This is a genomic window from Cognatilysobacter terrigena, assembly GCF_004361065.1.
Lineage (GTDB): Bacteria > Pseudomonadota > Gammaproteobacteria > Xanthomonadales > Xanthomonadaceae > Cognatilysobacter > Cognatilysobacter terrigena.
The window spans coordinates 277,801-302,578 of record NZ_SELT01000001.1 but is presented as its reverse complement, the minus strand read 5'-3'; the positions used below and the strand labels follow the sequence as shown (position 1 = coordinate 302,578).

Here is a 24,778-nt window from a genome sequence, read left to right as displayed (position 1 = left end):
CGCACGGGCGGACGGCTACCATGCGGCGTCCCCTCCCGACCCCGCCGCCGATGAATCGCACGCCGCTTCTTGCCGCCCTGCTCGCCGTCGCACTCCCCGCCTTCGCGCAGGACGCGCTCACTACCGTCGCCGAGCGCAGCGACTTCGTCCGCACGGGCCGCTACGACGAGGTCATCGCGCTCTGCGACGCGTTCGCGGCGAAGTACCCCAACGTCGTGCGCTGCGAGACCTTCGGCACCACGCCGGAAGGCCGATCGATGAAGGTGCTGATCGCGTCCACGTCCGGCGCGCTGACGCCCGAGGCCGCGCGTGCGAAGAACCTGCCGGTCACGCTTATGCAAGGCGGCATCCACGCCGGGGAAATCGACGGCAAGGACGCGGGCTTCCTCGCTCTGCGCGAGCTGCTGGACGGCAAGCTGGCCAAGGGCGCGCTCGACCGCCAGGTGTTCGTCTTCGTGCCCGTGTTCAACGTCGACGGCCATGAGCGCTTCAGGGCCTGGAACCGCCCGAACCAGCGCGGCCCCGAGGAAATGGGCTGGCGCGCGACCGCGCAGAACCTCAACCTCAACCGCGACTACATGAAGGCCGACGCGCCGGAGATGCGCGCGATGCTGGCGCTGATCGAGCGCTGGGACCCGGTCGCCTACGTCGACCTGCACGTCACCGACGGCGCGAAGTTCCAGCACGACCTCGCCGTGCAGGTGGAACCGGTGAACTCCGGCGACGAGAAGCTGCGCCTCGCCGGCCGCGCACTGCGCCAGGGCACGATGGACTACATCGCCAAGCGCGGCGGCATGCCGCTGCCGTTCTATCCCTCGTTCGTGAAGGGCGACGACCCGATGTCCGGCTTCGAGGACGGCGTGTCGACGCCGCGGTTCTCGCTCGGCTACATGCAGCTGCGCAACCGCATGGCGATGCTGGTCGAGACGCATTCGTGGCGGCCGTACAAGTACCGCGTCAATACGACGCACGACGCGATCGTCGCGGTGCTGCAGCAGGTCGCGGCGAACGGCGCGGCGTGGCAGCGCATGGAGCGCGAGGCGGACGAACGCGCGACCAAGCTCGGCGGCACGGCGGTGCCGCTCGACTACAAGGCGACCGACGCGTCGCGCACGATCGACTTCAAGGGTTACGCGTACACGCGGACGATGTCGCCGATCTCGGGCGCGCTGATGACGCGCTACGACGAGACCAGGCCGCAGGTCTGGCGTATCCCGCTGCACGACGTCGTGGTCCCGCGCATCAGCGCCGACGCCCCGCGCGCGGGTTATGTCGTGCCGGCGGCCTGGGTCGACATGGTGAAGCCGACGCTCGACGCGCATGCGATCCGTTACGAGCGCATCGACGCGCCGCTGTCGAACCTCGCCGCGCAGGCTTGGCGCGCGGACACGATCAAGTTCTCGTCGGACTCGTTCGAAGGCCACCAGCGCCTCGACGCGCAGGGCAAGTGGGCGCCCGAGACGCGGTCGCTGGTTGCCGGCACGCTGTTCGTGCCGATCGCGCAGCCCAAGGCGCGCCTCATCATGGGTCTGCTCGAGCCGACGGCGCCCGACGCGATCGCGGCCTGGGGCCGCACGAACGCGGCGTTCGAGCGTAAGGAATACATGGAGGACTACGTCGCCGAGGAAGAGGCGGAGAAGATGCTGGCCGCCAATCCCGCGCTCCGCGCCGAGTTCGAGAAGCGGGTGAAGGACGATCCGGACTTCGCCAAGAGCCCCGACAGGCGCCTCGAGTTCTTCTACCGCCGCCACAGCGCCTGGGACGACCGCTACGGCCTCTACCCCGTGCTGCGCGTCGACACCGCGCCGCGCTGACACCGGACGAACGCGACGGCTGGCAGGCTGAAGGCATGACCGTCCGATCCGCCGTGCTCGTTGCCGCCGTCGCCTCGTTCGTCGCGGCCTGTTCCGGAAAACAACCTCCGCAGCCTGCGAGCGCCGCGGCGCCCGACGCCGCGCCGCCGGCCGCACCGGTCGCGAGTACGTCCAACGCGCCGGTTCGCGGCGTCGCCACGTACCTCGAGCGCATCAAGATGCCGCCCGGCGCGTCGCTGCAGGTCGACCTGCTCGGTGCGGAATCCGGCGCGTCGGTCGGGTCGAAGACGTTGCGCGATGTCGCCGGCGCGCCCTACCCGTTCGAACTGCCCGTGCCGTCGACGCCGCACCCTGCCGGCTACGCGGTGCGCGCCACGCTGATCGGTCCGGACGGCCAGCGCTGGTTCGAGACGCCCGCGCCCGTCGGCGTCATGCCGGGCGGCAACAGTGTCGAAGTCCGCATGCGGCGTGCAGCCGCAAGCGACGCCGTCGCCGCGCCGCCGACCGGACCCGTCGCGCACTGGGAATGCGGCGACCTGGGCGTCATGTCGCGCTTCGACGATGCGCCCAAGCAGGTGCGGCTCGCCTACAACGGCGCATCGGTCACGCTGCCGCTCGCGCGTTCGGCATCGGGCGCGCGCTACGCGGACGCCCGCGGCAACGAGTTCTGGACGAAAGGCGCGACCGGCACGCTGACGCTCGCCGGCGAACCCGCACGCGACTGCGTGCAGGCGTCGCAGGTGTCGCCGTGGAACCAGGCCGTGCTTCGCGGCGCGACGTTCCGCGCCGTCGGCAACGAACCGGGCTGGACGGCCGAAATCGCGGGCACCCCGCCACGACTCGATGCGCTGCTCGACTACGGACAGACGCATGTGACCGCGCCGCTCAAGCCCGCAGCGGACGGGTACACCGGCATCGACAGCACGGGCCGTGCAATCCGCATGACGGTGAAGAACGAGCGCTGCCGTGATGGCATGAGCGGACAGGCGTTCGAGGCGACCGTCACGCTCGACGTCGGTGGCACGACGTACCGCGGCTGCGGCGCGAAGCTGCAGGACTGACCGCTAGCGCACGTCGGCGAGCATCGCTTCGAGCCGCATCGCGTCGAGCGTCGCGTGGCCGAGCGCGGTGTTGTCCATGACCGCCCAGCAATCGAGGCCCGCTTCGCGTGCGGCGCGGATATCGCCGGCCCACGGGCGCAGGCCTTCGTCGCCGTAGGCGTCGTAGTAGACGCGTGGCGCGCCGTGCAGCCGCCAGTAGCGCACCGGCCCGGCACCGCCGGCGATCGCCGCCTCGGGTACACGCGCGGGATCGGCCGCGACGCGCGCCACGTCGAATCGCTTCCACAACGCGTCGCCCGCCGGCGTGAACCATGTCGGATGGCGCGGCTCGCAGACGAGCGGCCCGTCGAAGTGCTGGCGCATCGCATCGAAAAATACTTCGGCCACATCGCGCTCGAACGCGAGGCTCGGCGGCAGCTGCACGAGGACCGGACCCAGCCGGTCGCCCAGTTCGTGCACCTGCGACGCGAAGCTCTCGATGATCGGCTCGGCTTCGTGCAGCCGCGCGTCGTGTGTTCCCGCGCGCGGAAATTTCACCGCGAAGCGGAAGTTGTCCGGCACGCAGGCGGCCCACTTCGCATACGTCTTCGGCTGATGCGGTCGATAGAACGACGAATTGATCTCGACCATGTTGAAGCGCCGCGCATAGCGCGCAAGATGCGTGCCGTCCTCGGGAAAATGCGCCGCGTGCGCGCCGGGGACGCTCCAGCCCGCGCAACCGATATGCAGATGCTCCGTCATGCGCCCCAAGGCTGCATGCGCGGCGCGTTCACGAGGTGAACGCTCAGGCGCGCAGCGGCCAGCGTTCGAGGATTTCGTAGCGTCCGTCGAAGCCGTACACCAGCACGAAGTCCGTCACCGGCCACGACACCGGCTCGATCGGTGTCTCGGGCAAGCGACCGGCGACGCCACGCAGCACCGTGACGTGCGGCGAGAACTTTGCGTGGTCGCGATGCTCGATGCCCGCGTCGTCCAACGCGTGCCGCAACGCGCACCACAGCGCGTCGAGCCCGGAGTTGCCCGCAGGCGCGAGCCACCCGACACGCGCGCCGGGAAATCCACCGGCACGGTCCAGCACGAGATGGAACGCGCGCGCGTCGACGTTCGCGGCCGCGGCGCGCGCGATCGGCCACGTCGTCCGGCCGCGTCGCCCAACCGCCGAGGAAATGCAGCGTGAGGTGGTACTTGCTGGGCGACGTGCGCCGCCCGGCGCCACGGAACATCGCGACGCTCGCCACGGCGCGCTCGAGCGCGGCGCGGGTTTCGTCATCGGGCCACAACGCGAAGAACAGTCGATGACCGCCGGCGACCGTAGAAGGAATGGGATCCGTCATGTCGCGAGTCTAGGCGGGCCGATGCGACGACCGCTTCATGCCGCGGCCACGGCCGGCCGCCGACGATCGCGCATCGAAGGAGACCGACCATGGCCGCACGCAAATCCGCAAACGCGATCAACCGACCGGGCCACCAGCGCGCGATGCGCAAGCAGCCGGAAACGATCCGAGCCACGTATCGCGGCAGCGGCAAGCTCGAAGGCAAGGTCGCGCTGGTCACCGGCGGCGACAGCGGCATCGGTCGCGCCGTGGCGGTGCACTTCGCCCGCGAAGGCGCGGACGTCGCGATCCTCTATCTGTCGGAAGACGAGGATGCGCGGGACACCGAACGCCTGGTGACGGCCGAAGGGCGCCGCTGCCTGCTGCTGCGCGGGGACGCACGCAGCGAATCACGCTGCCGCTGGGCCGTGGAGCAGACGGTCGCGAAACTGGGCGGGCTCAACATCCTGGTCAACAACCTCGCCGACCACGTCTCGCAGGATCGGCTGGAGGACGTCAGCGCGAAGCAGCTCAGGACGACGTTCGAGAACAATGTCTATCCGTTCTTCTTCATCACGCGCTTCGCGTTGGAGCATCTCGAAGCCGGCGACGTCATCATCAATACCGGTTCGGTGACGTCCTTCCGCGGCAGCGAGCACCTGCTCGACTACGCATCGACCAAGGGCGCGATCGAGACGTTCACCTATTCGCTCGCGAAGAACTTGGTGAAGCGCGGCATCCGCGTCAATGGCGTCGCGCCCGGCCCGATCTGGACGCCGCTGATCACGTCGACCTATGACGCGAAGGCACAGCGCGAATTCGGGAAGGACACGCCGATGGGCCGGCCGGGTCAGCCGAGCGAACTCGGCCCGGCGTACGTCTTCCTGGCGAGCGAGGACAGCAGCTACATCACCGGGCAGTTCATCCACGTCAACGGCGGCAGCTTCATCGGTTGAGTCAGCCGGCGGGACGATAGCCCCTTAGCAGATCGCCGCCGGGTTGCCGCGCGCGGAACGCGAGGCTGATGCGCGGGCCGACCTTGTCGCGCGTTTTCGGAATGCCGTGATCGTGCGTCGACTGCGACGCATGGCTCATGACGAGCAGGCTGCCCGGCTCGAGCGGTAGACGAATGCGTCGGCCGCGCGTGCCGGGCTTCGGCGTGATCACCATGTCGCGCACGTCGCCCAGCGAAACCAGCGCGATCGGCTGGCGCGGCATCAGCGCATGCAGGGTGTCGTTGTGCGGCGCGACGCTGTCCCGGCCGTCGCGGTAGAGATTGCAGCCGACCGTATCGAACGGTGCGTCGACGACGCTGCGGACCGCTGCCAGCACTTCGTGCAGCGTTGCGGGGAGCGCCGCCGAATCCAGCGGATACGACCCGATCAGTCGCGGCACGTCCACCGTGCGTTCGTACATCTCGCGCTGCAGCGACCGCCATTCGACATCGCGCACGAGTTCCTCGAACCAGCGCGCGGCCGTGCCGGTATCGACCAGGCGCGGCCGATAGCGGATGCCGCCTTCGGCGTCGTCGAACAGGACGACGTCGCCGGTGTCGAACAGGGAGGGCTGGCCGGTGGACATGCCGCGAGCTTGGCGCGCGGCCGTCTCACGGGCGGTGAATGTCAGTGCTCGGGCTCGACGACGACGGCCGTGCCGTAGCACAGCACCTCGGTCAGCCCCGCCATCAGCTCGGTGGCGTCGTAGCGCACGGCGATGATCGCGTTGGCGCCGAGTTGTCGCGCGTGCACCATCATGTCGCGGTACGTCTCCATTCGCGCCTGCTCGCAGAGCTGCGTGTAGATGGTGATGTTGCCGCCGAAGATCGTCTGCAGGCCGCCGAGGAAGTTGCCGACGACCGAGCGCGAGCGCACGGTGATGCCGCGCACCACGCCGAGGTTGCGCACGACGCGCAGCCCGGGCAGTTCGAACGCGGTGGTGACCATCTGGTCGTTGAGGGTGAGCGCGCCGTTCGAATGCGGCGGCGGCGTGGCGACGCTGTTGTACGGGTCCATCTGCAGTCCTCCGGAAAGCGCCATGATTCCACGGCCGCTTGGAGGCGAACGCCCGCCCGTCGCGTGCGCGGAACCGCCCGCGTCAGGCGCGGCGACGGAAGTCCATCGTCCAGTTGGTTTCCCACGTGCGGCCGTCGTCGGCGGAGAACGCCTGCTCCCAGCGCAACGTGTCGACGTCCGACGTCGACCAGATGAAGCGGATCGTGATCGGCATGTCGCCGAACGTGTCCTTGGCGAAGAACGTACCGACGCCGTTCTCGAAGCGCCCGACGACGGGCACGTCGACGCGACCCGGGAAACGACCGTCAAGCCACCAGATCGACCACGTGCCCGCCGATGCGTCGTACGAGCGCAGCGCGACCGCGCGGAACTCGCCCTCGGGAAACATCAGCCGGTTGTCCTCGACATTGCCGAAGCCGCCGAGCACGTGCCGTGTCGACATCTCGCCGTCGAACTCCACCCACTCGGTGCAGTTCGCGAGCCGATCCTTGAGCCGGCGATGGGTGACGCGCCAGTCGCCGATCACGAAGTCGAAATCGGTCGGTGCGTTCGGAAGCCGTTCGAGCGCCATGCGTCGTCCTTGCGGGGTTTCGGGTCAGTGCGCGGCGCGCGGCGCGGTATCGACGGCCGCCTTGCCCATGGGATTGCGCGGATCGGTGCCGCCTTCCAGCGTGTTCGCGCGCTTGTCCCACGCGACCGTCTGCAGGTTGCCCCAATTCGCCTCGGCGGCGTTGACCTTGTGGCCCATGGCCTCCAGTGCGGTCACCGTCTGCGCATCGAGCGCACCCGCCTCGGCGGAGATCAAGTCCGGCAGCCATTGGTGGTGGATGCGCGGCAGCGCTGCGACCTGCTGCGCCGACAGACCAGCGTCATAACCCAGGATGCCGATGAGCACCTCGGTGATGATGCGGCTGCCGCCCGGCGCGCCGATCACGACCAGCTTGTCCTTCGACTCCATGAAGCTCGGCGTCATCGAACTCAGCATGCGCTTGCCGGGCTTGGGTGCGTTCGCCTCGAAGCCCATCACGCCGAATGCGTTCGCCGTGCCCGGCTTCAGCGCGAAGTCGTCCATCTCGTTGTTGAGCAGCACGCCCGTGCCCGTCGCGACCATGCCCGAACCGTAGGTGAGGTTGACCGTCTGCGTCGTCGACACGAGGTTTCCCTGCGCGTCGATGATCGAGTAATGCGTGGTCTCGTCGTCTTCCAGCGGCGCGGGCTGGCCCGGCAGCAGCTCGCTCGGCGTCGCCTTGTCCGGGTGGATCGTGGCGCGCAGGCCCGCCGCGTAGTCCGGCGACATCAGGCGCGACATCGGCACCTTCACGAAGTCCGGATCGCCGAGATAGATCGTGCGGTCGCGGTACGCGCGGCGCATCGCCTCGGTGAGGATGTGCGTGCGATGTGCGGGGTCGAGCTTCTGCAGGTCCCAGCCGGAGACGGTCTGCAGGATCTCCGCGAGCGCGACGCCACCGGACGACGGCGGCGGCGCGGTGGTGATGTGCCAGCCGCGATAGTCGAACTTTAGCGGCGTGCGTTCGCGCACGCGGTATCCGGCGAGTTCGTTCGGCGTCCAGCGGCCGCCCTCTTCCTTGACCGCCGCGAGCAGCTTCGTCGCGGTCTCGCCACGATAGAAGCCGTCGAAACCCTTGCTCGCGATCAGTTCGAGCGTGTGCGCGAGTTCGGGCTGCTTGAACGTTTCGCCGACCTTCGGCGGATCGCCGTCGGCGAGGAACACCGCACGCGTGCCACGGTAGCGCTCCATCACCGTGCGACGGCTGGCGTAGCCCTTCTCGAGGCGCTCATACACGGGGAAGCCGTCGCGCGCGATGCGGATGGCGGGCGCGAGCGTGGTCGTGAGCGGAAGCTTTCCGTACTTCTTCGCGATGTGGACGAGCGCCGCGGGCAAGCCCGGGATGCCGGCCGACCACGGCCCGTTCTGCGCGCGGTCGCGGTCGAGATCGCCCTTCGCGTCGAGGAACGAGGCCGGCGTCGCCGACTCGGGCGCGGTTTCGCGCGCGTCGACGAACACATCGCGACCGGTCTTCGCATCGTGCAGCAGGAAGAAGCCGCCACCGCCGATGCCCGAGCTCACCGGCTCGACGACGGAGAGCACCCCCGACACCGCGACCGCGGCATCGAATGCATTGCCGCCCTTGCGCAGCATTTCGAGCCCGGCATCCGTGGCCAGCGCGTGGGCGCTCGCGATCGCGGCACCCGGCGGATGCGATGCGTGCGCAGCCGTCGTCGCCGTCTTCGCTGCTGGGGTTTTCGCGGCCGTCGGCATGGCGACGACGAGCGACAGAACAACAGCAGCGAAGACGTGCAGAACTGGACGCATCAGGGGGTCTCCAGCGAGCCGCCGGCGAGCGCGATCGCCTTCGCCAGCAACTCGTCGCGGGATTCGGGATGGGTGGGATCCGGGTCGATGCATTCGACCGGGCAGACGACGACGCACTGCGGCTCGTCGAAGTGGCCGACGCACTCCGTGCAGCGCGCCGGATCGATCACGTAGATGACCTCGCCCTGCGATATCGCCTGGTTGGGACAGGCGGGCTCGCAGACGTCGCAGTTGACGCAGAGGTCGTTGATGCGAAGGGACATGCCACGGCGGATCGGGAATCGAGCGGGCATTGTCGCACCCGCGATCACCGCCGGCGCCGACACCCGCTGCACGCCGGGTTGCCTGTCGCGGAACGCCGGGCCGCAAACGAAATCGGCCGGCGCTAAGGCCGGCCGTCGTGACGGGGCGAAGCGCCCGCGTCGGATTACTTGGCTTCGACGAACTCGAACTTGGCGCCCGACGGCTTCACCGCCGCCTCGGCGCGATCCTTGTCGGCCGCGTCACCGATGAACATGACGCGCACGCCCTTCATGGTGTCTGTGCCGACGCCCTTGAAAGCGGCTTCGATCATGTCGGCGGTCTTCTTCGAATCGGCCGAGCCGAACGCCATCAGCGTGCCTTCGACACCGCCACGCGACACGTCTTCCTTGGCCTTGTCGGTCGCGCGCTGGAAGGCGTCGTCGTAACCCTCGGAGCCCGGCATCGGCAGCGTGTACGCGAAGGTGCTGGTCGCGCCTTCGAGGTGACGGGTCACCTGGTCCTGGATGTACGCATTCCAGGCGTTCTCGTCGGTGGTGTTCGCCGGCTTGGCGACGGCCGGCTTGGAGCTCTGGGCGGTCTGCGTGTCGTCTTCCTTCTTGCACGCCGCCAGGACCGGCAGGGCGAGCACGGCGAGCAGCAACAGGCGGGTCGTGGTCTTCATGTGTTTCCTCGGGGTTGACGTCAAGTGCGCCGCCAATGGGCCTGCAGCGCGGAGGCCACCGCCGGGGGCACGAAGCCCGAGACGTCCCCGCCGAGGCGGGCGATCTCACGGACCAGCGATGAAGAAATGAAGCCGTACTGCTCGGCCGGCGTCAGGAACAGCGTTTCGACTTCCGGGATCAGATGGCGGTTCATGCTGGCCATCTGGAACTCGTATTCGAAATCGGACACCGCGCGCAGGCCGCGCAGCAGCACGCCGGCCTGGATGTCGCGGACGAAATGCGCGAGCAGCGAGTTGAAGCCGCGCACTTCGACGTTCGGATGGTGGGCGATCGCTTCCTGCACGAGCCCGACGCGCACGTCGAGCGGCATGGCCGGGCCCTTGGACGGACTCTCCGCGACGCCGATGACGAGGCGCTCGAACAACGGCGCCGCGCGATCGACGAGGTCGATATGACCATTCGTGACCGGATCGAACGTGCCGGGATAGACGGCGGTGCGGTGTCGTGCCGCGCTCATGGACTCTCGTGCGGGTTCGACGGCTCCCCGGCCGTCGCTTCGGGGCCGAGTGTAGCAGTGGCGATCGCGGCCGCAGGCACGCGGTACAGGGCATATCGGACGTCCCGCGTGCGTCCTTCGCGATGCAGCTCCCAGTTCGACGGTACGCCGGGGTCGACGTCAGATGGGCTCTCGACGTGGACGAGCGCGTCCGGGGCCAGCCGCGGCGCCAGGGCCGGCCACACGCGGGGCCAGAGCCCGCCTGCGAAGGGCGGGTCGACGAAGGCGATGTCGAAAGTGGCCGTGGACGCTGCGAGCCAGCCGAGCGCATCGCCCTGCACCACCTGCCCTCGCGCGCCACCTTCGAGACGGTCGAGCGTGTTGCGAAGTGCTGTCGCGAGGCTCGCCTCACGTTCGATCAGCACGGCCGACTCCGCGCCGCGCGACAACGCCTCGAGCCCGAGCGCGCCCGTGCCGGCGAACACGTCGACGACACGTGCGCCCGGCAACCACGGCATCAGCCAGTTGAACAGCGTCTCGCGCACGCGGTCGGACGAAGGCCGCAGCCCCGCCACGTTCGGCACCTCCAGGCGCGTTCCGCGCCATCGCCCGCCGATGAGACGGACCTTCCCTGCGGGCGTGTTCATCGGGGCGTCGTGGGGGCCGGTGCTAGCATGTCGCGCCCATTTTCCCCCAATTCCGACGCCTGCCGATGCTGAGTTTCCTGCGCCGCAAGAAGCCGACCGAGCCCGAGCGGCGCATGTCCGTCGAGGAGCTCGCCGCGGCGTTTCCGGACGCGCAGCCCGCCACCTCGGAATCCGCCGACGCGACCGAAGCCGACGTGGAGCGCGGCATCGATGCATCGATCAACGATCCGGCGGCGGTCGACGCCGCGGCGGAAGCGCTCGCGCGCGAGACGCTGCCGTCGACCGCGGATGTCGCCGACGACGTTTCGGCTCCGGCACCCGTCGTCGAACCGGAAATCACCACGGCGTGGCCGAGCGCGCCCGAGTTCACCGGCCCCGCGGCCCGCGGCGATCTGCTGAACGCGACGCCCGCCGATGCCACGGCCGACGAGGTTCCGGGCGTCGTTCCGACCACGCCTGCGGCACCCGCCGGCAAGCGTGGCTGGTTCGAGCGCCTGCGCGGCAATGCGTTCACGCGTTCGCTCGGCGGCCTGTTCTCGCGCAATCCCAAGCTCGACGACGACCTGCTCGACGAGATCGAGACGGCGCTCATCACGGCGGATGTCGGCGTCACGGCGACCACCGAGATCGTCGGCGACCTGCGCAAGCGCATGAAGTCGCGCGAGTTTGCCGATGCGAACGCACTACTCGGCGCGCTGCGTGCCGACCTGCTCGCGATCCTCGCGCCGGTCGCGAAGCCGCTGGTCATCGATCGCAACGCCAAGCCGTTCGTGCTGCTGACCATCGGCGTCAATGGCGTCGGCAAGACCACGACCATCGGCAAGCTCGCGCGTCGCTTCCGCGACGAAGGCCGCACGCTGATGCTGGCCGCGGGCGATACCTTCCGCGCCGCGGCGGTCGCGCAGTTGCAGGCCTGGGGCGAACGCAATGGCGTGCAGGTCGTCGCACAGGGCCAGAATGCGGACGCCGCATCGGTCGCGTTCGATGCGCTGCAGGCGGCGAAGGCGCGCGGCACCGACGTGCTCATCGCCGACACCGCGGGCCGCCTGCACACGCAGCAGGGCCTGATGGCGGAACTCGGCAAGATCAAGCGCGTGCTGCAGAAGCTCGACACCGCTGCACCGCAGGAAGTGCTGCTCGTCATCGACGGCACGACCGGGCAGAACGCGATTTCGCAGGTGCGCCAGTTCAATGCCGCCATCGGTGTGACCGGCCTCGTCGTCACCAAGCTCGACGGTACCGCCAAGGGCGGCGTGGTGTTCGCGCTCGCCCGCGAGTTCGGCATCCCGATCCGCTTCGCCGGCATCGGCGAGCGCCCTGAAGACCTGCGCGTGTTCGACGCGGCGGCATTCGTCGACGCGCTGCTTCCGGAGTCGCTGGGCGCCGGATGACGGACGCCGCGCCGGCCGAGCCGACGCCATCCGCCGCGCCCGCGCGGTCGCGCCGTCGCGCGTGGTGGATCGCGCTTCTGGTCGTCATCGTGCTGCTCGCCGGACTCGCCCGATGGGCGTCGCGGCCGCAGCAGGTCGCCTCGCTGGTGCTTTCGCAGGCGAGCCGCGCGCTCGGCCTGCGCATCACCGCCAAGGGTGTCAGCGAATACACACTCGGCGACACGCCGCGGCTCGTCCTGCGTGACGTGACCGCGCAACGCGACGGCGACGCCACGCCCGTCCTGCGCGCGGACCGCATCGCGCTCTCCGTTCCGATGTCGACGATCAGGTCGCGCGGCGCGGACGTCGTCGTGCATCGCATCGAACTCGATCATCCGCAGCTCGACATCGGTGCGCTGCAACGCTGGCTCGCGACGCGTCCGCCGACGCCGCAACGCCCCACGCCCACGCTCACCGACGGTTTCGTCGCGACGAAGGGCGTCGTCACCGGCGACGGCTGGATCATCGACAGGCTTGAAGTCTACGTTCCGAAACTCGCGCCGCATCGCATCGTTCGCGGGACGCTTCGCGGCCGCATGGTGGCCGGCTCCACGCGCGTGCCGTTCGACGTGGCAGCAACGCTGTCGCAACCGGAAATGCCCACGGGCCTCGGGGTCGCGGGCAAGGTGACAGTGCAACGCCCCGACTGGTCGCTGCCGATGGACCTGGTGCTGCGCGGCGTGCCCGACCTGTCGCATGGCATCGCCGTCGACCGGCTCGCGATGGGCGCACGCGCACGCTATGTCTCCCCAACGACGACGCTGCCGTTCCGCCTCGGCATCGGCGGCCGCGCCACCTATGCGCAAGGCGTGCATCTCGCGCCGTTCGGGCTGGCGTTGCGTCAAGGCGACGCGATTCCCGATCTCACCGCGTCGGGACGTCTCGACTGGACGAACGCGCTGTCGCTCGACATGGCGGGCACGATCGCGAAGTGGCCGTCGGCGTGGCCCGAGCTTCCCGCGCCATTGCATCGTCCGCGTGGCCCGCTGCCGATGCGCCTTGCGTACACGGGGCCGATCGACTTCTCCGGTGAAGCAGCCCTGCATCTCGCGTCGGGCTCAACGACGTTCGACGGACGTTTCAGAACGCCGCGCGTGCTGGCGTGGCTCGATGCCTCGTCCAAAGGCACGCCGCTGCCGCCGCTCGTAGGACGCGTGTCGACGCCGCGTCTCGAGTTCCCGGGCGTGACGATGGACGGCGTCGAGGTCGAGTTTTCCGATGGCGAATGAGGGGTTCGCCGCGCGCCTGCTCGCGTGGTTCGATGTCAACGGCCGCCACGACCTTCCCTGGCAGCACCCGCGCACGCCGTATCGCGTCTGGCTGTCGGAAGTGATGCTGCAGCAAACGCAGGTCGCGACCGTCATCCCCTACTTCCATCGCTTCGTCGACGCACTGCCGACGCTGCGCGATCTCGCCGACGCACCGCTCGACCGCGTGCTCGCGCTGTGGTCCGGCCTCGGCTACTACACACGCGCCCGAAACCTGCATGCCGCCGCGCGGCTGTGCATGGAGCGGCACGGCGGCGAACTGCGACGCGACGTCGAAGCGCTTGCCGCGCTGCCGGGCATCGGTCGAAGCACCGCCGCGGCGATCGCGGCGCAGGCGTGGAACGACCGGCACGCGATCCTCGACGGCAACGTCAAGCGCGTACTCGCGCGCTACCACGGCGTCGAGGGCTGGCCGGGCGCGCCGAAGGTCGAACGCGTGCTGTGGCAGTTCGCGAACGCGCACGTCGCCGAAGCGGGCCTCCCGGACGATCGACTCGCCGACTACACGCAGGCGCAGATGGATTTCGGCGCGACGCTCTGCACGCCGCGCCGTCCGGCGTGCGTCATCTGCCCGCTGCAGGACGACTGCGTCGCGCGCATCGAAGGCCGCCAGGACGAACTGCCGACGCCGCGCCCGGCGAAAGTGCTGCCGCAGCGCCAGGCCGTCGTGCTCGTGCTGCGCGATGCCGACGGCCGCGTGCTGTTGCGTCGACGCGACGCGACCGGCGTCTGGGCATCACTCTGGTCGCTTCCGCAGTTCGAGGATGAGGCCGCTGCGGACGCGTGGCTGGCCTCGCAACCGCTGCGTGGCGATGCGCTGATGTGGCTCGACGACGTCGCGCACGGCTTCTCGCACTACCATCTGACCTTGCGGCCGCGCGTGCATCGCATCCAAGCGGCGACGCGCGTTGCGGACGACGATGCCGCGGCGTGGGTGGCCCGCAACGATCTCGTATCGCTCGGCATTCCCGCACCCGTCCGCACCCTGCTCAACCGCCTGTTCGAGGACTGAAATGGCCCGCACCGTCGACTGCGTCTGGCTCAAGCGCGAGGACGAAGGCCTCGATTTCATCCCGTGGCCCGGCGAACTCGGGCGGCGCGTCTATGTGCAGGTCGGCAAGCAGGCATGGGCGGCATGGCTCGCGCACCAGACGCTCCTGATCAACGAGAACCGGCTGTCGCCGATGAACCCGAAGCACCGCGCGTATCTCGCGGAGCAGATGGAGAAGTTCCTCTTCGAAGGCAACGCCGACCGCGCGCAGGGCTACACGCCGGAAGCCTGATCAGGGCGATGCCGTGCGCGGCCAGCAATGGCCGACCAGATGACCCGCCTTCTCCAGTGCCGCCGCGCGCGCCGGAGACGCCCACAGCACGCAGCTCAGGTCGCGTTCGTTCTCGAAGCGCGACAGCTGCGTCGCGACCACGCCATCGTCCAGATTGGTCAGTACTGGCGGCAGCTGCTGAAGCACACGCCAGGCGTCCAGGCCGTAATACGGCAGGCTGACGATGCGACGCTGCGACTCGAGCGTCATCAGCGCATCGCCGCCCTCCGGCTGCTGATGCACGGCGAGCATTTCGAGTTGACCGAGATCGACGCGCTGCTCGACCCCATCACCCGTTCGCGCAACGAGCAACCTGTGCGGAATGTCGACGTCGACGCGCACCGTAATGGCACGCGCACGCTGTGCGGCGACGTAGGCCGCGTGGTCGTGGCGACGCTTCAGCTGCCAGCCCCACGCGACGGCACCGGCAACCACCAGCACGATCACCGCAACGACCCACGTCCTGCGCATGGCGATTCCTAGCCGTCGAGTTCCGACCACCGCGCATAGGCCGCGTCCAGCTCGGCCTGCGCACGGGCGAGCTCGGCATTGTGCGCCGTGATCGCGGCGGCGTCGCGTGTGTAGAACGAGGGGTCGGACAGCGCGCCGGTGAGCCGCGCGACATCGCCTTCAAGCGTCTCGATACGGCCCGGGAGTGCTTCCAGCTCGCGGGTTTCCTTGTAGCTGAGCTTGCGCTTGGCGGGCGCAACGGCGGACGTCGATGCGACCGGCGCCGCCTTGGACGCTTCCGGCTTCACGCCTCTCGATTCCAAGGTGGGCTTCTGCCGCAGCCAGTCGGTGTAACCGCCGACGTAGTCGCCCACGCGCCCGTCGCCTTCCATGACGAGCGTCGACGTCACCACGTTGTCGAGGAAGTCGCGATCGTGGCTCACCAGCAGCAGCGTGCCCGCGTAGTCGCCGAGCAGCTCTTCCAGAAGCTCCAGCGTTTCGACGTCGAGATCGTTGGTCGGTTCGTCCATCACCAGCAGGTTGGACGGCTGCGCGAACAGGCGTGCGAGCAGCAGGCGATTGCGCTCACCGCCCGACAGCCGTGTGATCGGGGCGCGCGCGCGTTCCGGCGTGAACAGGAAGTCCTGCAGGTAGCCGATGATGTGCTTGCGCTTGCCGTTGAACTCGACGAACTCGCGGCCCTCGGCCACGTTCTCGATCGCGTTCCAGTCTTCGCGCAGCGTCGCGCGATACTGGTCGAAGTAGGCGATCTGCAGGCCGGTGCCGGGCCGCACTTCACCGGTGTCGGGCACGAGGTCGCCGAGCAGCGTGCGCAGCAGCGTCGTCTTGCCGCTGCCGTTCGGGCCGATCAGGCCGATTCGGTCGCCCCGGAAAATCGTCGTCGAGAAGTCGCGGATGATCGTCCGGCCGCCGAGTTTGACGCTGACGTCCTTGGCTTCGATCACCTTGCGGCCCGAGGCGTCCGCCTGCGCGGCTTCCATGCGCACCTTGCCAGTGAGATCGCGACGCTGCGCGCGTTCCTCGCGCATCGCCTTGAGCCGTCGCACGCGGCCTTCGTCGCGTGTGCGCCGCGCCTTGATGCCTTGGCGGATCCACACCTCTTCCTGCGCGAGCAGCTTGTCGAAGCGCGCGTTTTCCTGCGCTTCCGAGTGCAGGCGCTCTTCGCGGCGGCGCAGGTAGTTGTCCCAGTCGCCGGGCCAGCTCGTGAGCGAACCCCGGTCGATCTCGACGATGCGCGTCGCCAGCGACCGCATGAAGCGGCGATCGTGGGTGATGAAGATCAGCGTGCCCCGCCACGACTTGAGGAACCCTTCCAGCCAGTCGATCGACTCGATGTCGAGATGGTTGGTCGGCTCGTCGAGCAGCAGCACATCCGGCGCCGACACGAGCGCACGCGCGAGCATCACGCGACGTCGCATGCCGCCCGACAGCCCGGCGAACGGCAGGTCGCCGTCCAGCGAAAGGCGCGTCAGCGTCTCCGTGACGCGCTGATCGAGCGACCACGCACCTAACGCTTCGATGCGCGACTGCACCTCGGCCAGCGCGTTCGCATCGACGTCCGCGGCATGGCTGAGGTGGTGGAACTGCGCGAGCAACGCGCCCTGCTCGCCCAGGCCACCGGCGACGACGTCGAACACGTCGCCCGCTGTGTCGATCGGCACTTCCTGCTCGAGGCGCGCGACGCGCACGCCGCCCTCGTAGCGCACCTCGCCGTCGTCGACATGCAGGTCGCCCGAGATGAGCTTGAGCAGCGTCGACTTGCCGGCGCCGTTGCGGCCGATGACGGCGATGCGCTCGCCGGATTCGATGGAAAGGTCGACGTGGTCGAGCAGCAGCGGGCCGCCGACGCTGAAGTCGACGGACTGGAGAGTGATCAGGGGCATGCGCTCATTCTACGCGGCGCGCCGCCGCAGCCCGGTTCACGAACTGCAGGACAGCATCGAGCAACCGGCCTTGTGACGCGCCCAGTCGGGGCGGCGCTGCGCGAACGCTTCGCGACCGGGCTGGTCGTCGTACGGATGGCGCATCACGTCGAGCAGTTCCTCGATGCCGGACGCATCGCCTGCCGTCGCGCGGTCGATGACCTGCTGCACGACGTAGTTGCGCGGCACGTAACGCGGGTTGGCACGCCGCATCTGTTCGCGGCGTTGCTCCGGCGATGGCCCGTCCGCCAGCCGCGCGGCGTAACGCGCGAGCCATTCACGCAGCGCAGGCAGGCCTGCCTCGCGCTTGGCATCGTCGTAATAAGCGTTGTCGAGCGGCGCGAGGTCGGGCGACACGGGATCGACGTCGATCAACCCGCGGAAGAACAGCGTTATGTCGACTTCGGTCTCGCGCATCCACTGCTGCAGCGAGTCGACGAGATCCAGGTCGCCTTCGCGGAACTCGCCAAGGCCAAGCTTGCCGACGGCGTTGTCGCGCTCGGTGCGCTCGTACGCGTCGACATACCGCGCGAGCCCTGCCTGCAGCGGCGCGACGTCGGGATCCATCGCCGCCAGCGCCGATGCGAGCCGGCCGAGATTCCAGTACGCCACCGCAGGTTGCTGACCGAAGCGGTATCGACGGCGCTGCGCGTCGGTGGTGTTGGGCGTCCAGTCGGGATCGTAGTTGTCGATCCACCCGTATGGGCCGTAGTCGATGGTGAGCCCGAGGATCGACATGTTGTCGGTGTTCATCACGCCGTGGACGAAACCCACGCGCATCCAGTGGCCGATCATCACGGCGGTGCGTTCGCAGATTTCGCCGAACCAACTTGAGACGACGTCGGGCGCATCCGGATCGAGGTGCGGGAAGTCCCGTCGAATACAGAATTCGACGAGCTGCCGCAGCAGGTCGATATCGCCACGCGATGCCGGCAGCTCGAAGTGCCCGAAGCGGATGAACGACGGCGCGACGCGACAGACCACCGCGCCGGGCTCGGGCGCGGCGTGGCCGTCGTAGAACATGTCGCGGACGACGTCCTCGCCGGTCGCGACCAGGCTCAACGCGCGCGTGGTCGGCACGCCGAGGTGATGCATCGCCTCGCTGCACAGGAATTCGCGGATGGACGATCGCAGCACGGCGCGGCCGTCGGCAGTGCGCGAGTACGGCGTGCGACCGGCGCCCTTGAGCTGCAGCTCCCAGCGCTCGCCGGCCTTGTTGACCGTTTCACCGAGCGTGATCGCGCGGCCGTCGCCCAGTTGGCCCGCCCAGTGACCGAACTGATGGCCGCCGTAGTTCGACGCGTACGGCTGCATGCCGGTGAGCAACGCATTGCCGCCGAAGATGGCGGCGAACTCGGGGGTCGCCGCGTCGCTCGCGTCGAGCCCGAGCGTTTCCAGCATCTCGCGCGACACCGCCAGCACGCGCGGCGCGGCGACCGGGTCGGGTTCCACGGGCGACCACAGCGCGCCATGCACCTGTCGCACCACGTTCTCGCGCGACGGGTCGCCGGGCAGCTCGCGCACGAAACGGTTGTCGAAATGCAGGTCGGACAGGCTCATCGGTGATCTGGAAACGGACGCGGCACGCGCGTCGGGACGGCATCGTATCCGGCGGGACGTCATGCACCGCGCGATGCCGACCGTCGTTTTCGCCCCGCAAATCCCCTGAAAACGTCGCCATCGACGGTGCGGTCGCGTACGGGCCTGTAGACTGCCGCCCCCGACCGGCCCGCCCGGCGCCGACGTTGAGCTGCCATGAGCGCCGAAAACGAACCGTCCGCACTGACCTTCAACGACCTCGCGCTGGGCGCGCCGCTGCTGCGCGCCCTCGCCGACGTCGGCTACGAAACGCCCTCGCCGATCCAGGCCGCGACCATCCCGCCGCTGCTCGAAGGCCGCGACGTCATCGGCCAGGCGCAGACCGGCACCGGCAAGACCGCCGCGTTCGCGCTGCCCGTGCTCGCGCGCATCGATCCCGCCAAGATCAAGCCGCAGGCGCTGGTGCTGGCGCCGACGCGCGAGCTCGCGATCCAGGTCGCCGAGGCCTTCCAGAAGTACGCGCACTACCTGCCGCAGTTCAACGTGCTGCCGATCTATGGCGGCCAGGGTTACGGCCCGCAGCTGGCGGCGCTGCGCCGCGGCGTGCAGGTCATCGTCGGTACGCCGGGCCGCGTGATCGACCACCTCAACCGCGGCTCGCTCGATCTCTCCGAGCTGTCGGTCGTCGTGCTCGACGAAGCCGACGAAATGCTGCGCATGGGCTTCATCGACGACGTCGAGGCGGTGATGAAGGCGACGCCGGCGACCCGCCAGGTCGCGCTGTTCTCGGCGACCATGCCCCCGCCGATCCGCCGCATCGCGCAGACGTACCTCAAGGATCCGGTCGAGATCGCCATCAAGGCGACGACCACCACCGCGGCGAACATCCGCCAGCGGTACGTCCCCGTCAGCCAGCACCACAAGCTCGACGCGATCACGCGCGTTCTGGAGGCGGAAAGCTTCGATGCGATGATCGTGTTCGCGCGCACCAAGATCGCGACGGAAGAGCTCGCCGACAAGCTCGCGGCACGCGGAATCGCCGCCGCGGCCCTGAATGGCGACATCCAGCAGGCGCAGCGCGAGAAGATCGTGCAGCAGCTGAAGGACGGCCGCGTCGACGTGCTGGTGGCGACCGACGTCGCCGCGCGCGGTCTGGACGTAGACCGCATCACCCACGTTTTGAACTACGACATTCCGTACGACACCGAGAGCTACGTGCACCGCATCGGTCGCACGGGCCGCGCGGGCCGCACCGGCGAAGCGATCCTGTTCGTGACGCCCCGCGAGCGCGGCATGCTGCGTGCGATCGAGCGGGCGACGCGTCAGCCGATCGAACCGATGGAGCCGCCGAGCATCGAGTCGGTGAACGCGCGTCGCGTCGACAAGTTCATGGAGCGCATTTCCGATGCGCTGGAATCGGCCGAGCTTCCGATGTACCGGGATCTCATCGAGCGCTTCGAGAACGAGCGCAACGTGCCGGCCGTGGAAATCGCCGCAGCGCTTGCGCACCTGCTGCAGGGCGAGTCGCCGCTGTTGATGCCGACCGGCCATGATCCGCTGCTCGACGCGCAGCGTCGTGACCGCATGGATCGCGAGCGCCAGGACCGCGGGCCGCGACAGGAGCGGCCGCAGCGCGACGATCGCGGCGGGCGTCCGGCGCGCTTCGATCGAGGCGATCGTCCGCAGCCGCGTCAGGATCGCGACGGCAAGCCTTACCCCGACCGTTTCGCGGATCGTGGCGAACGCCCGGCCCGTGACGCCCGCCCGCCGCGTGATGACGCCGGCGACCGCGCCTACGGCCGTGCACCCCGCGCGGAGCAGAGCGATCAGGCGCCTCGCATCGAGCGCGGCCCGATGGGTGACGACGCGCGTCCGCAGCGTTTCGAGCGCGACGACAGCCGTCCGCGCCACGAACCCCGTGACCAGGATCGCCCGCCGCGCACCGGCAGCGATTTCGAATCGCGCGGCCCACGGTTCGATCGCGAGCGCCCACGCAACGAGGCCGAGCGCGCGTTCGACGACGCACCGCGTCGCGAGCGCCCGCAGCGCGGGCCGGAAGCCGGCATGGAGACGTTCCGCGTCGAGGTCGGCCACGTGCACGGGGTCAAGCCTGGCAACCTCGTCGGCGCGATCGCGAACGAAGCGGATCTCGAAAGCCGCTTCATCGGCCGCATCGACATCCGCGATCACTTCACGCTGATCGACCTGCCCGAGGGCATGCCGCGCGAGACGATGGAACACCTCAAGCGGGTTCGCGTCGCGGGTCAGCAGCTCAAGTTGCGTCGCGACGACGGCGCGCCGCCGCGCGATGGCGATCGGACTGATCGCGGTGACCGCGGCGGACGTGGAGATCGCGGGGATCGCAGTGGATATCGAGGTCCGCGCCGCGATCGCTGATCACGTGTGAGATACGAAAGGCCCGCGAGCGATCGCGGGCCTTTTTGTTTGCGGAGATCGACGTTGCACCGCTGATCGACCGCGACGCGCGCGAGATGCAACAACACGACGGTCGACAGCGACGGCGACTGCGAAGTCGTCGCAGTCGAAGTGTCGGCGTCGACGCCGCCGCAACCCAGCGCGATTACTGCAGATTCATCCGCTGGTTGTCGGTCAGCTTGCCGGGGTCGTTCGTTACCGCGGTCAGCAGGAAATGCAGCGCCTTGCCCGCGATCGTGCCGGGGCCGTCCCAGTACTCCGCGCTCTCCGCTTCGACGCGGATCAGGCAGAGGTTCGGATCGTCCTTGCCGCCCTGGAAGTACGGGGCCATGTACGGCTTCCAGCGGCGCTCGATCTCCGCGCGGTCGCGCGTCGCCACGGCGAAGCCACTGATCGAGATATAGGTGCCGTTGTCCTTCGATGCGAACGCGACATTGACCTGCGGATTCGCTTCGATCTCGCGTACTTTCTCGCTGTCGGCGCCCGTCGCGAACCAGAGATCACCGTCGAATTCGATCTCGGCGACGCCGAGCGGGCGGCTGAAGAGGCGACCGTCCTCGCCGCGCGTAGTGAGCATCGCGATATGCAGGCCCTTGGCCAGGTCGCGAAGCTTCTCGATGTTCTCGTCGCGGTCGGGGGCGGCGGTGCGGCCGTCGTCGCGCAGGTCCATGTCGTCTCCTTGGCAATGCGGCCCTGTGCCGCCACCGCCTAGGAGACCTCAGCGGCCGCGCACGGCCGGTGAAACGCGGCGACGCTTCAGGCCGCGTCGTCGACCAGCGGCTGCAGCTGCGGATCCAGCGCGACGCGGCCATCGAACACGAAGCAGCGACCGTCGTAACCGAAACCGCCCACCTGTTCGAAGTAGCCGAGGATGCCGCCGTCGAGCTGCAGCACGTTGTGCATGCCGTCGTCGTGCAGCCACAGCGCGGCCTTTTCGCAACGGATGCCGCCGGTGCAGAAGCTCACGACTGTCGCGTCGCTCAGCGATTCGCGATGCGGTTCGAGCGCAGCCGGCAGATCGGTGAAGTTGTCGATGGGCAGCGTCATCGCGCCGTCGAACGTGCCGTAGTCGAACTCCTCGCGATTGCGCGTGTCCAGCAACACGAGGCGACGGCCGTCATCGTCCGCTCCCTGCGCGATCCAGCGCGCGAGCGTGGGCGGATCGACTGCGGGTGCGCGGCGATCGAACGGCGTGGTGCCGTCGCGGCGGAACGTGATGATCTCGGGCTTGCGTTTGACCTTGAGGCGGCCAAACGGCTGCGCGCGGCTCCAGCTGCGCTTGACCTCGAGACCGGCGAAGCGTGCGTCGGCGCGCAGCACGTCGAGCACCGATTCAACCGCGGCCTCGTCGCCCGCAAGGAAGAGGTTTACGCCTTCGGGCGCAACGAGAACCGTGCCGCGCACGTCGCCCGCCTCCGCCGCGGCATGCAGCGTGGCGGCGAGCGCGTCGGCATCGTCGAGAACGGCGAAATGGTAGGCGGCGACGTTGAGCGGCATGGTCGCCATTGTACGAAGCGGCCCGGTCCGGCCGCCCCGGACTCAGGCGGGCTGTTCAGCCGCGACGAGCGCCGCGAGGTGCGGAAGCGGCTGTGGGCTGGCGACGAAGGTCGCGCCGTTGTGGTCCTGCTTGAAGACGAAGCCGTGCGCCATCTGCAGGTCGTCCGGCACCCAGACCACGCGCGGCTCGAGGCGGAAACCGCCTTCCCAGCCGGCGGCCAGCGCGGCTTCCTTCGCCGACTCCCAGCTCTTCAGGAACGCCAGCGTGGCCGAGGTATCGACGCCTTCGCGCGGGTCGCTGCCCTCGCAGGGCACGGCCGCGACTTCGAGCGTTTCGCGCACGGTGCGCAGATGGTGCCAGCCGTAATCGATCGGGCCGATGGAATAGACGTGCCAGTTCATGTGCGGTCCCCTTTCCGCGTATTCGCGATCAGCCCGGCATCGGCAGGCCGAGATACGGCGCTGCCAGCCAGTAGATCGCGCCGAGGACCACGGCCCAGATCAGCAGGCGGACGATCATCCCGACCGCCTTGAAGGCGAGCCAGATGCCGAGGATGACGATGACGATCGCGACGATGCTCATGGGCGGGTCCTGTCGGTTCCGGCCAGCATAGACCGGAACCGTTGAACGTTACGGCGTGGCGACCGGCGCGAGGCGCAGGTCCTGGAAATCGAAACTGAAATCCGTGAGCGGCGACACGGGCTCCATGCGCACGCCGCGGATCGCGCCGTCGTGGTCGAGGTCGAAATCGACGAACGCATCCGCGTTGAGCCAGCGCTGGTCCCAGTGGACGATGAAGCTGTCGTGCTGCCAGTGGTCGAGGCGGCCGACGAGCTCCGGCGTCTTCGTGAAACGCAGCCGCAGCCCGTTGCCCGCGCGTTCGACGACGACATCGCCGTACCACGGATCGCGATACGTGCCGACGTACTTCGCGAGCGGCAGCGACGGCCTGGACGATGCATCGCGCGACGCGAGGTGCTTCTTCCAGCTTTCGTCGGCATCGCCGCGCTGCTTGTCGAGCGCCGCGCCATACGCCGCGACCCAGTCCGTCTTCGGCGCGCCCGTGTAGGCGTCGATCACGCGGTAGGTGATCGAGTTGAACGCGCCGCCCATCTCCGCATTCGTCAGCACGACCACGCCGACGCCGAGGTCCGGCACCATCGTCACCTTCGACACCATGCCGGGCCAGCCGCCGGTGTGCCAGACGAGCTTGTGGCCGCGGTAGTCGGACAGGAACCAGCCTTCGCCGTAGCCTGCGTAATTCGGCTTCAGCGGCTCGAGTTGCGGCACGGACGGCTTCGACACCGGAATCGGCGTGACGAGCTGCCACTGCGCATCGTGACGCTTCTCGCTGACGAGCCGCTTCGCATCGTCACCGCTTCCGCTGATCACGCCGCCCGCGAGCTGTACCTCCATCCAGCGCGTCATGTCGTGCACGCTCGAATAGATGCCGCCGGCGCCCGCGACGTTCGACCACGTCATCGGTGCGGCGAGCGGCTTGACGTCCTTGAAGTCGAACGCGGCGTGGCCGATCGCGACCTCGTCGCCTGGCTTGAGGAAATCGCTGTTGTAGCGCGTCTCGTTCATGCCGAGCGGGCCGAGGATGCGCGCGTCGAGGAAGCTCTGGAAACTCTGCCCGCTGACCTGCTCGACCACCTGCTGCGCGACGCCGAACAGGATGTTGTCGTAGGCATACTGCCCGCGGAAGCTGCCGTTGATAGGCACGTTCTTCAGACGCGCGGCGACTTCGCGTCCGCTGTAGGACGTGCCGGGCCAGTAAAGAAGATCGCCGGCGCCCAGGCTCAGGCCCGAACGATGCGCGAGCAGATCGCGAATGCGCATTTCGTGCGTGATGTACGGGTCCGACATGCGAAACCACGGCAGGTGATCGATGACGCGATCGTCGGGCGAGAGCTTGCCTTCATCGGCGAGCATCGAGATCGCCATCGACGTGAACGCCTTGGTGTTCGATGCGATCGCGAACTGCGTGTGTGCGGTGACCGGATCGTTCGTGCCCATCTTGCGCACGCCCCAGCCCTTCTCGAGGACGATGTGGCCGTCCTTCACGATGGCGACCGCGATGCCCGGCACGTCGAAACGCTTGCGTGCGGAGTCGACGTAGGCGTCGAAATCGGCGAGCTGTGCGGGAATGGCGGCCGCGGCGTCGGCAGTGGGCGCAGAAGCGCTTTGCCGCGCACTGACGGGCGCGACGTGCAGGAGCGGAAGCACGAGCAGGCAGGCGGACAGGCGCGGCGTCATCGGGTCGGATCGAAGGGACGAGCGGCGGA

26 protein-coding genes are annotated in these 24,778 nt (G+C 68.9%); 8 read left to right on the top strand and 18 right to left on the bottom strand.

Going from position 1 to position 24,778, the window contains the following annotated elements:
- Positions 1–20: 20 nt before the first annotated feature.
- A complete protein-coding gene (locus tag EVS83_RS01555) occupies positions 21–1,814 on the top strand; it encodes a M14 family zinc carboxypeptidase (protein ID WP_425456046.1) in 1,794 nt (597 codons plus the stop codon).
- Positions 1,815–1,849: 35 nt separating this feature from the next.
- A complete protein-coding gene (locus EVS83_RS01550) occupies positions 1,850–2,875 on the top strand; it encodes an MliC family protein (protein WP_133498847.1) in 1,026 nt (341 codons plus the stop codon).
- Positions 2,876–2,878: 3 nt separating this feature from the next.
- Here the strand turns inward: EVS83_RS01550 and EVS83_RS01545 are convergent, their stop codons facing one another.
- Both EVS83_RS01545 and EVS83_RS16190 read right to left on the bottom strand, forming a co-directional pair.
- Positions 2,879–3,616 (bottom strand): DUF72 domain-containing protein, encoded by a 738-nt coding sequence (locus tag EVS83_RS01545; protein ID WP_133498845.1) that lies wholly within the window; start codon positions 3,614–3,616, stop codon positions 2,879–2,881.
- Between the two features lie 43 nt (positions 3,617–3,659).
- Positions 3,660–4,145: a 2'-5' RNA ligase family protein gene (locus EVS83_RS16190; protein ID WP_342774904.1), complete on the bottom strand. Its 486-nt coding sequence runs from the start codon at positions 4,143–4,145 to the stop codon at positions 3,660–3,662.
- A 153-nt stretch (positions 4,146–4,298) separates the two neighbouring features.
- Here EVS83_RS16190 and EVS83_RS01535 point away from each other — a divergent pair, with 153 nt between their 5' ends.
- Positions 4,299–5,144, top strand: coding sequence for an SDR family oxidoreductase (locus EVS83_RS01535; protein ID WP_133498841.1), 846 nt, complete (start codon positions 4,299–4,301; stop codon positions 5,142–5,144).
- Position 5,145: 1 nt separating this feature from the next.
- Here EVS83_RS01535 and EVS83_RS01530 read toward each other — a convergent pair whose 3' ends face one another.
- The 8 genes from EVS83_RS01530 to rsmD all read right to left on the bottom strand — a co-directional run bounded on the left by EVS83_RS01530 (position 5,146) and on the right by rsmD (position 10,604).
- The gene (locus EVS83_RS01530; protein WP_133498839.1) at positions 5,146–5,769 is read right to left on the bottom strand and encodes an alpha-ketoglutarate-dependent dioxygenase AlkB; all 624 of its coding nucleotides are present in this window, start codon (positions 5,767–5,769) and stop codon (positions 5,146–5,148) included.
- Positions 5,770–5,810: 41 nt separating this feature from the next.
- Positions 5,811–6,200, bottom strand: a complete 390-nt coding sequence (locus EVS83_RS01525) for a YbjQ family protein (protein WP_133498837.1) — start codon at positions 6,198–6,200, stop codon at positions 5,811–5,813.
- An 82-nt stretch (positions 6,201–6,282) separates the two neighbouring features.
- Positions 6,283–6,771, bottom strand: a complete 489-nt coding sequence (locus tag EVS83_RS01520; protein ID WP_133498835.1) for a DUF1579 domain-containing protein — start codon at positions 6,769–6,771, stop codon at positions 6,283–6,285.
- A 24-nt stretch (positions 6,772–6,795) separates the two neighbouring features.
- Positions 6,796–8,535 (bottom strand): gamma-glutamyltransferase, encoded by a 1,740-nt coding sequence (gene ggt / locus EVS83_RS01515; RefSeq protein WP_133498833.1) that lies wholly within the window; start codon positions 8,533–8,535, stop codon positions 6,796–6,798.
- Positions 8,535–8,798, bottom strand: a complete 264-nt coding sequence (locus EVS83_RS01510; protein WP_133498831.1) for a YfhL family 4Fe-4S dicluster ferredoxin — start codon at positions 8,796–8,798, stop codon at positions 8,535–8,537. The genes ggt and EVS83_RS01510 overlap by 1 nt, the downstream gene beginning before the upstream one ends.
- 164 nt (positions 8,799–8,962) lie before the next feature.
- Positions 8,963–9,460, bottom strand: a complete 498-nt coding sequence (locus EVS83_RS01505) for a hypothetical protein (protein WP_133498829.1) — start codon at positions 9,458–9,460, stop codon at positions 8,963–8,965.
- A gap of 20 nt (positions 9,461–9,480) precedes the next feature.
- A complete protein-coding gene (gene coaD / locus EVS83_RS01500) occupies positions 9,481–9,978 on the bottom strand; it encodes a pantetheine-phosphate adenylyltransferase (protein ID WP_133498827.1) in 498 nt (165 codons plus the stop codon).
- Positions 9,975–10,604 (bottom strand): 16S rRNA (guanine(966)-N(2))-methyltransferase RsmD, encoded by a 630-nt coding sequence (rsmD, locus tag EVS83_RS01495; protein WP_133498824.1) that lies wholly within the window; start codon positions 10,602–10,604, stop codon positions 9,975–9,977. Before rsmD ends, coaD begins: the two co-directional genes overlap by 4 nt.
- Positions 10,605–10,669: 65 nt before the next feature.
- Here rsmD and ftsY point away from each other — a divergent pair, with 65 nt between their 5' ends.
- From ftsY to EVS83_RS01475, 4 genes are read left to right on the top strand one after another with little or no spacing between them, the layout of a single operon-like run.
- Positions 10,670–11,995: a signal recognition particle-docking protein FtsY gene (ftsY, locus tag EVS83_RS01490; protein ID WP_133498821.1), complete on the top strand. Its 1,326-nt coding sequence runs from the start codon at positions 10,670–10,672 to the stop codon at positions 11,993–11,995.
- A complete protein-coding gene (locus tag EVS83_RS01485; RefSeq protein WP_133498820.1) occupies positions 11,992–13,263 on the top strand; it encodes an AsmA family protein in 1,272 nt (423 codons plus the stop codon). Before ftsY ends, EVS83_RS01485 begins: the two co-directional genes overlap by 4 nt.
- Positions 13,253–14,314 carry an A/G-specific adenine glycosylase gene (mutY, locus tag EVS83_RS01480; RefSeq protein ID WP_133498818.1) on the top strand — a complete coding sequence of 354 codons (1,062 nt, stop codon included), beginning with the start codon at positions 13,253–13,255 and terminating at the stop codon, positions 14,312–14,314. The genes EVS83_RS01485 and mutY overlap by 11 nt, the downstream gene beginning before the upstream one ends.
- A gap of 1 nt (position 14,315) precedes the next feature.
- Positions 14,316–14,585, top strand: coding sequence for an oxidative damage protection protein (locus EVS83_RS01475; RefSeq protein WP_133498816.1), 270 nt, complete (start codon positions 14,316–14,318; stop codon positions 14,583–14,585).
- Here EVS83_RS01475 and EVS83_RS01470 read toward each other — a convergent pair whose 3' ends face one another.
- From EVS83_RS01470 to EVS83_RS01460, 3 genes are read right to left on the bottom strand one after another with little or no spacing between them, the layout of a single operon-like run.
- Positions 14,586–15,095 carry a hypothetical protein gene (locus EVS83_RS01470; RefSeq protein ID WP_133498814.1) on the bottom strand — a complete coding sequence of 170 codons (510 nt, stop codon included), beginning with the start codon at positions 15,093–15,095 and terminating at the stop codon, positions 14,586–14,588.
- Positions 15,096–15,103: 8 nt separating this feature from the next.
- Positions 15,104–16,978, bottom strand: a complete 1,875-nt coding sequence (locus tag EVS83_RS01465; protein WP_133498812.1) for an ATP-binding cassette domain-containing protein — start codon at positions 16,976–16,978, stop codon at positions 15,104–15,106.
- A 36-nt stretch (positions 16,979–17,014) separates the two neighbouring features.
- Positions 17,015–18,571, bottom strand: coding sequence for a protein adenylyltransferase SelO (locus EVS83_RS01460; protein WP_133498976.1), 1,557 nt, complete (start codon positions 18,569–18,571; stop codon positions 17,015–17,017).
- 201 nt (positions 18,572–18,772) lie between these two features.
- On the opposite strand from EVS83_RS01460, the gene EVS83_RS01455 reads away from it, so the two are divergent.
- Entirely contained in the window at positions 18,773–20,953 is a 2,181-nt protein-coding gene (locus EVS83_RS01455; protein WP_133498810.1) for a DEAD/DEAH box helicase, read from the top strand.
- A gap of 184 nt (positions 20,954–21,137) precedes the next feature.
- On the opposite strand, the gene EVS83_RS01450 is transcribed toward EVS83_RS01455, so the two are convergent.
- The 5 genes from EVS83_RS01450 to EVS83_RS01435 form a co-directional block, all read right to left on the bottom strand.
- The gene (locus tag EVS83_RS01450) at positions 21,138–21,662 is read right to left on the bottom strand and encodes a pyridoxamine 5'-phosphate oxidase family protein (RefSeq protein ID WP_133498808.1); all 525 of its coding nucleotides are present in this window, start codon (positions 21,660–21,662) and stop codon (positions 21,138–21,140) included.
- 86 nt (positions 21,663–21,748) lie between these two features.
- Positions 21,749–22,489: a sulfurtransferase gene (locus tag EVS83_RS01445; protein WP_133498974.1), complete on the bottom strand. Its 741-nt coding sequence runs from the start codon at positions 22,487–22,489 to the stop codon at positions 21,749–21,751.
- A gap of 42 nt (positions 22,490–22,531) precedes the next feature.
- Positions 22,532–22,891, bottom strand: a complete 360-nt coding sequence (locus tag EVS83_RS01440; protein WP_133498806.1) for a hypothetical protein — start codon at positions 22,889–22,891, stop codon at positions 22,532–22,534.
- A 28-nt stretch (positions 22,892–22,919) separates the two neighbouring features.
- The gene (locus EVS83_RS15540; RefSeq protein ID WP_166636747.1) at positions 22,920–23,072 is read right to left on the bottom strand and encodes a hypothetical protein; all 153 of its coding nucleotides are present in this window, start codon (positions 23,070–23,072) and stop codon (positions 22,920–22,922) included.
- A gap of 48 nt (positions 23,073–23,120) precedes the next feature.
- The gene (locus EVS83_RS01435) at positions 23,121–24,749 is read right to left on the bottom strand and encodes a serine hydrolase (protein WP_133498804.1); all 1,629 of its coding nucleotides are present in this window, start codon (positions 24,747–24,749) and stop codon (positions 23,121–23,123) included.
- Positions 24,750–24,778 lie beyond the last annotated feature (29 nt).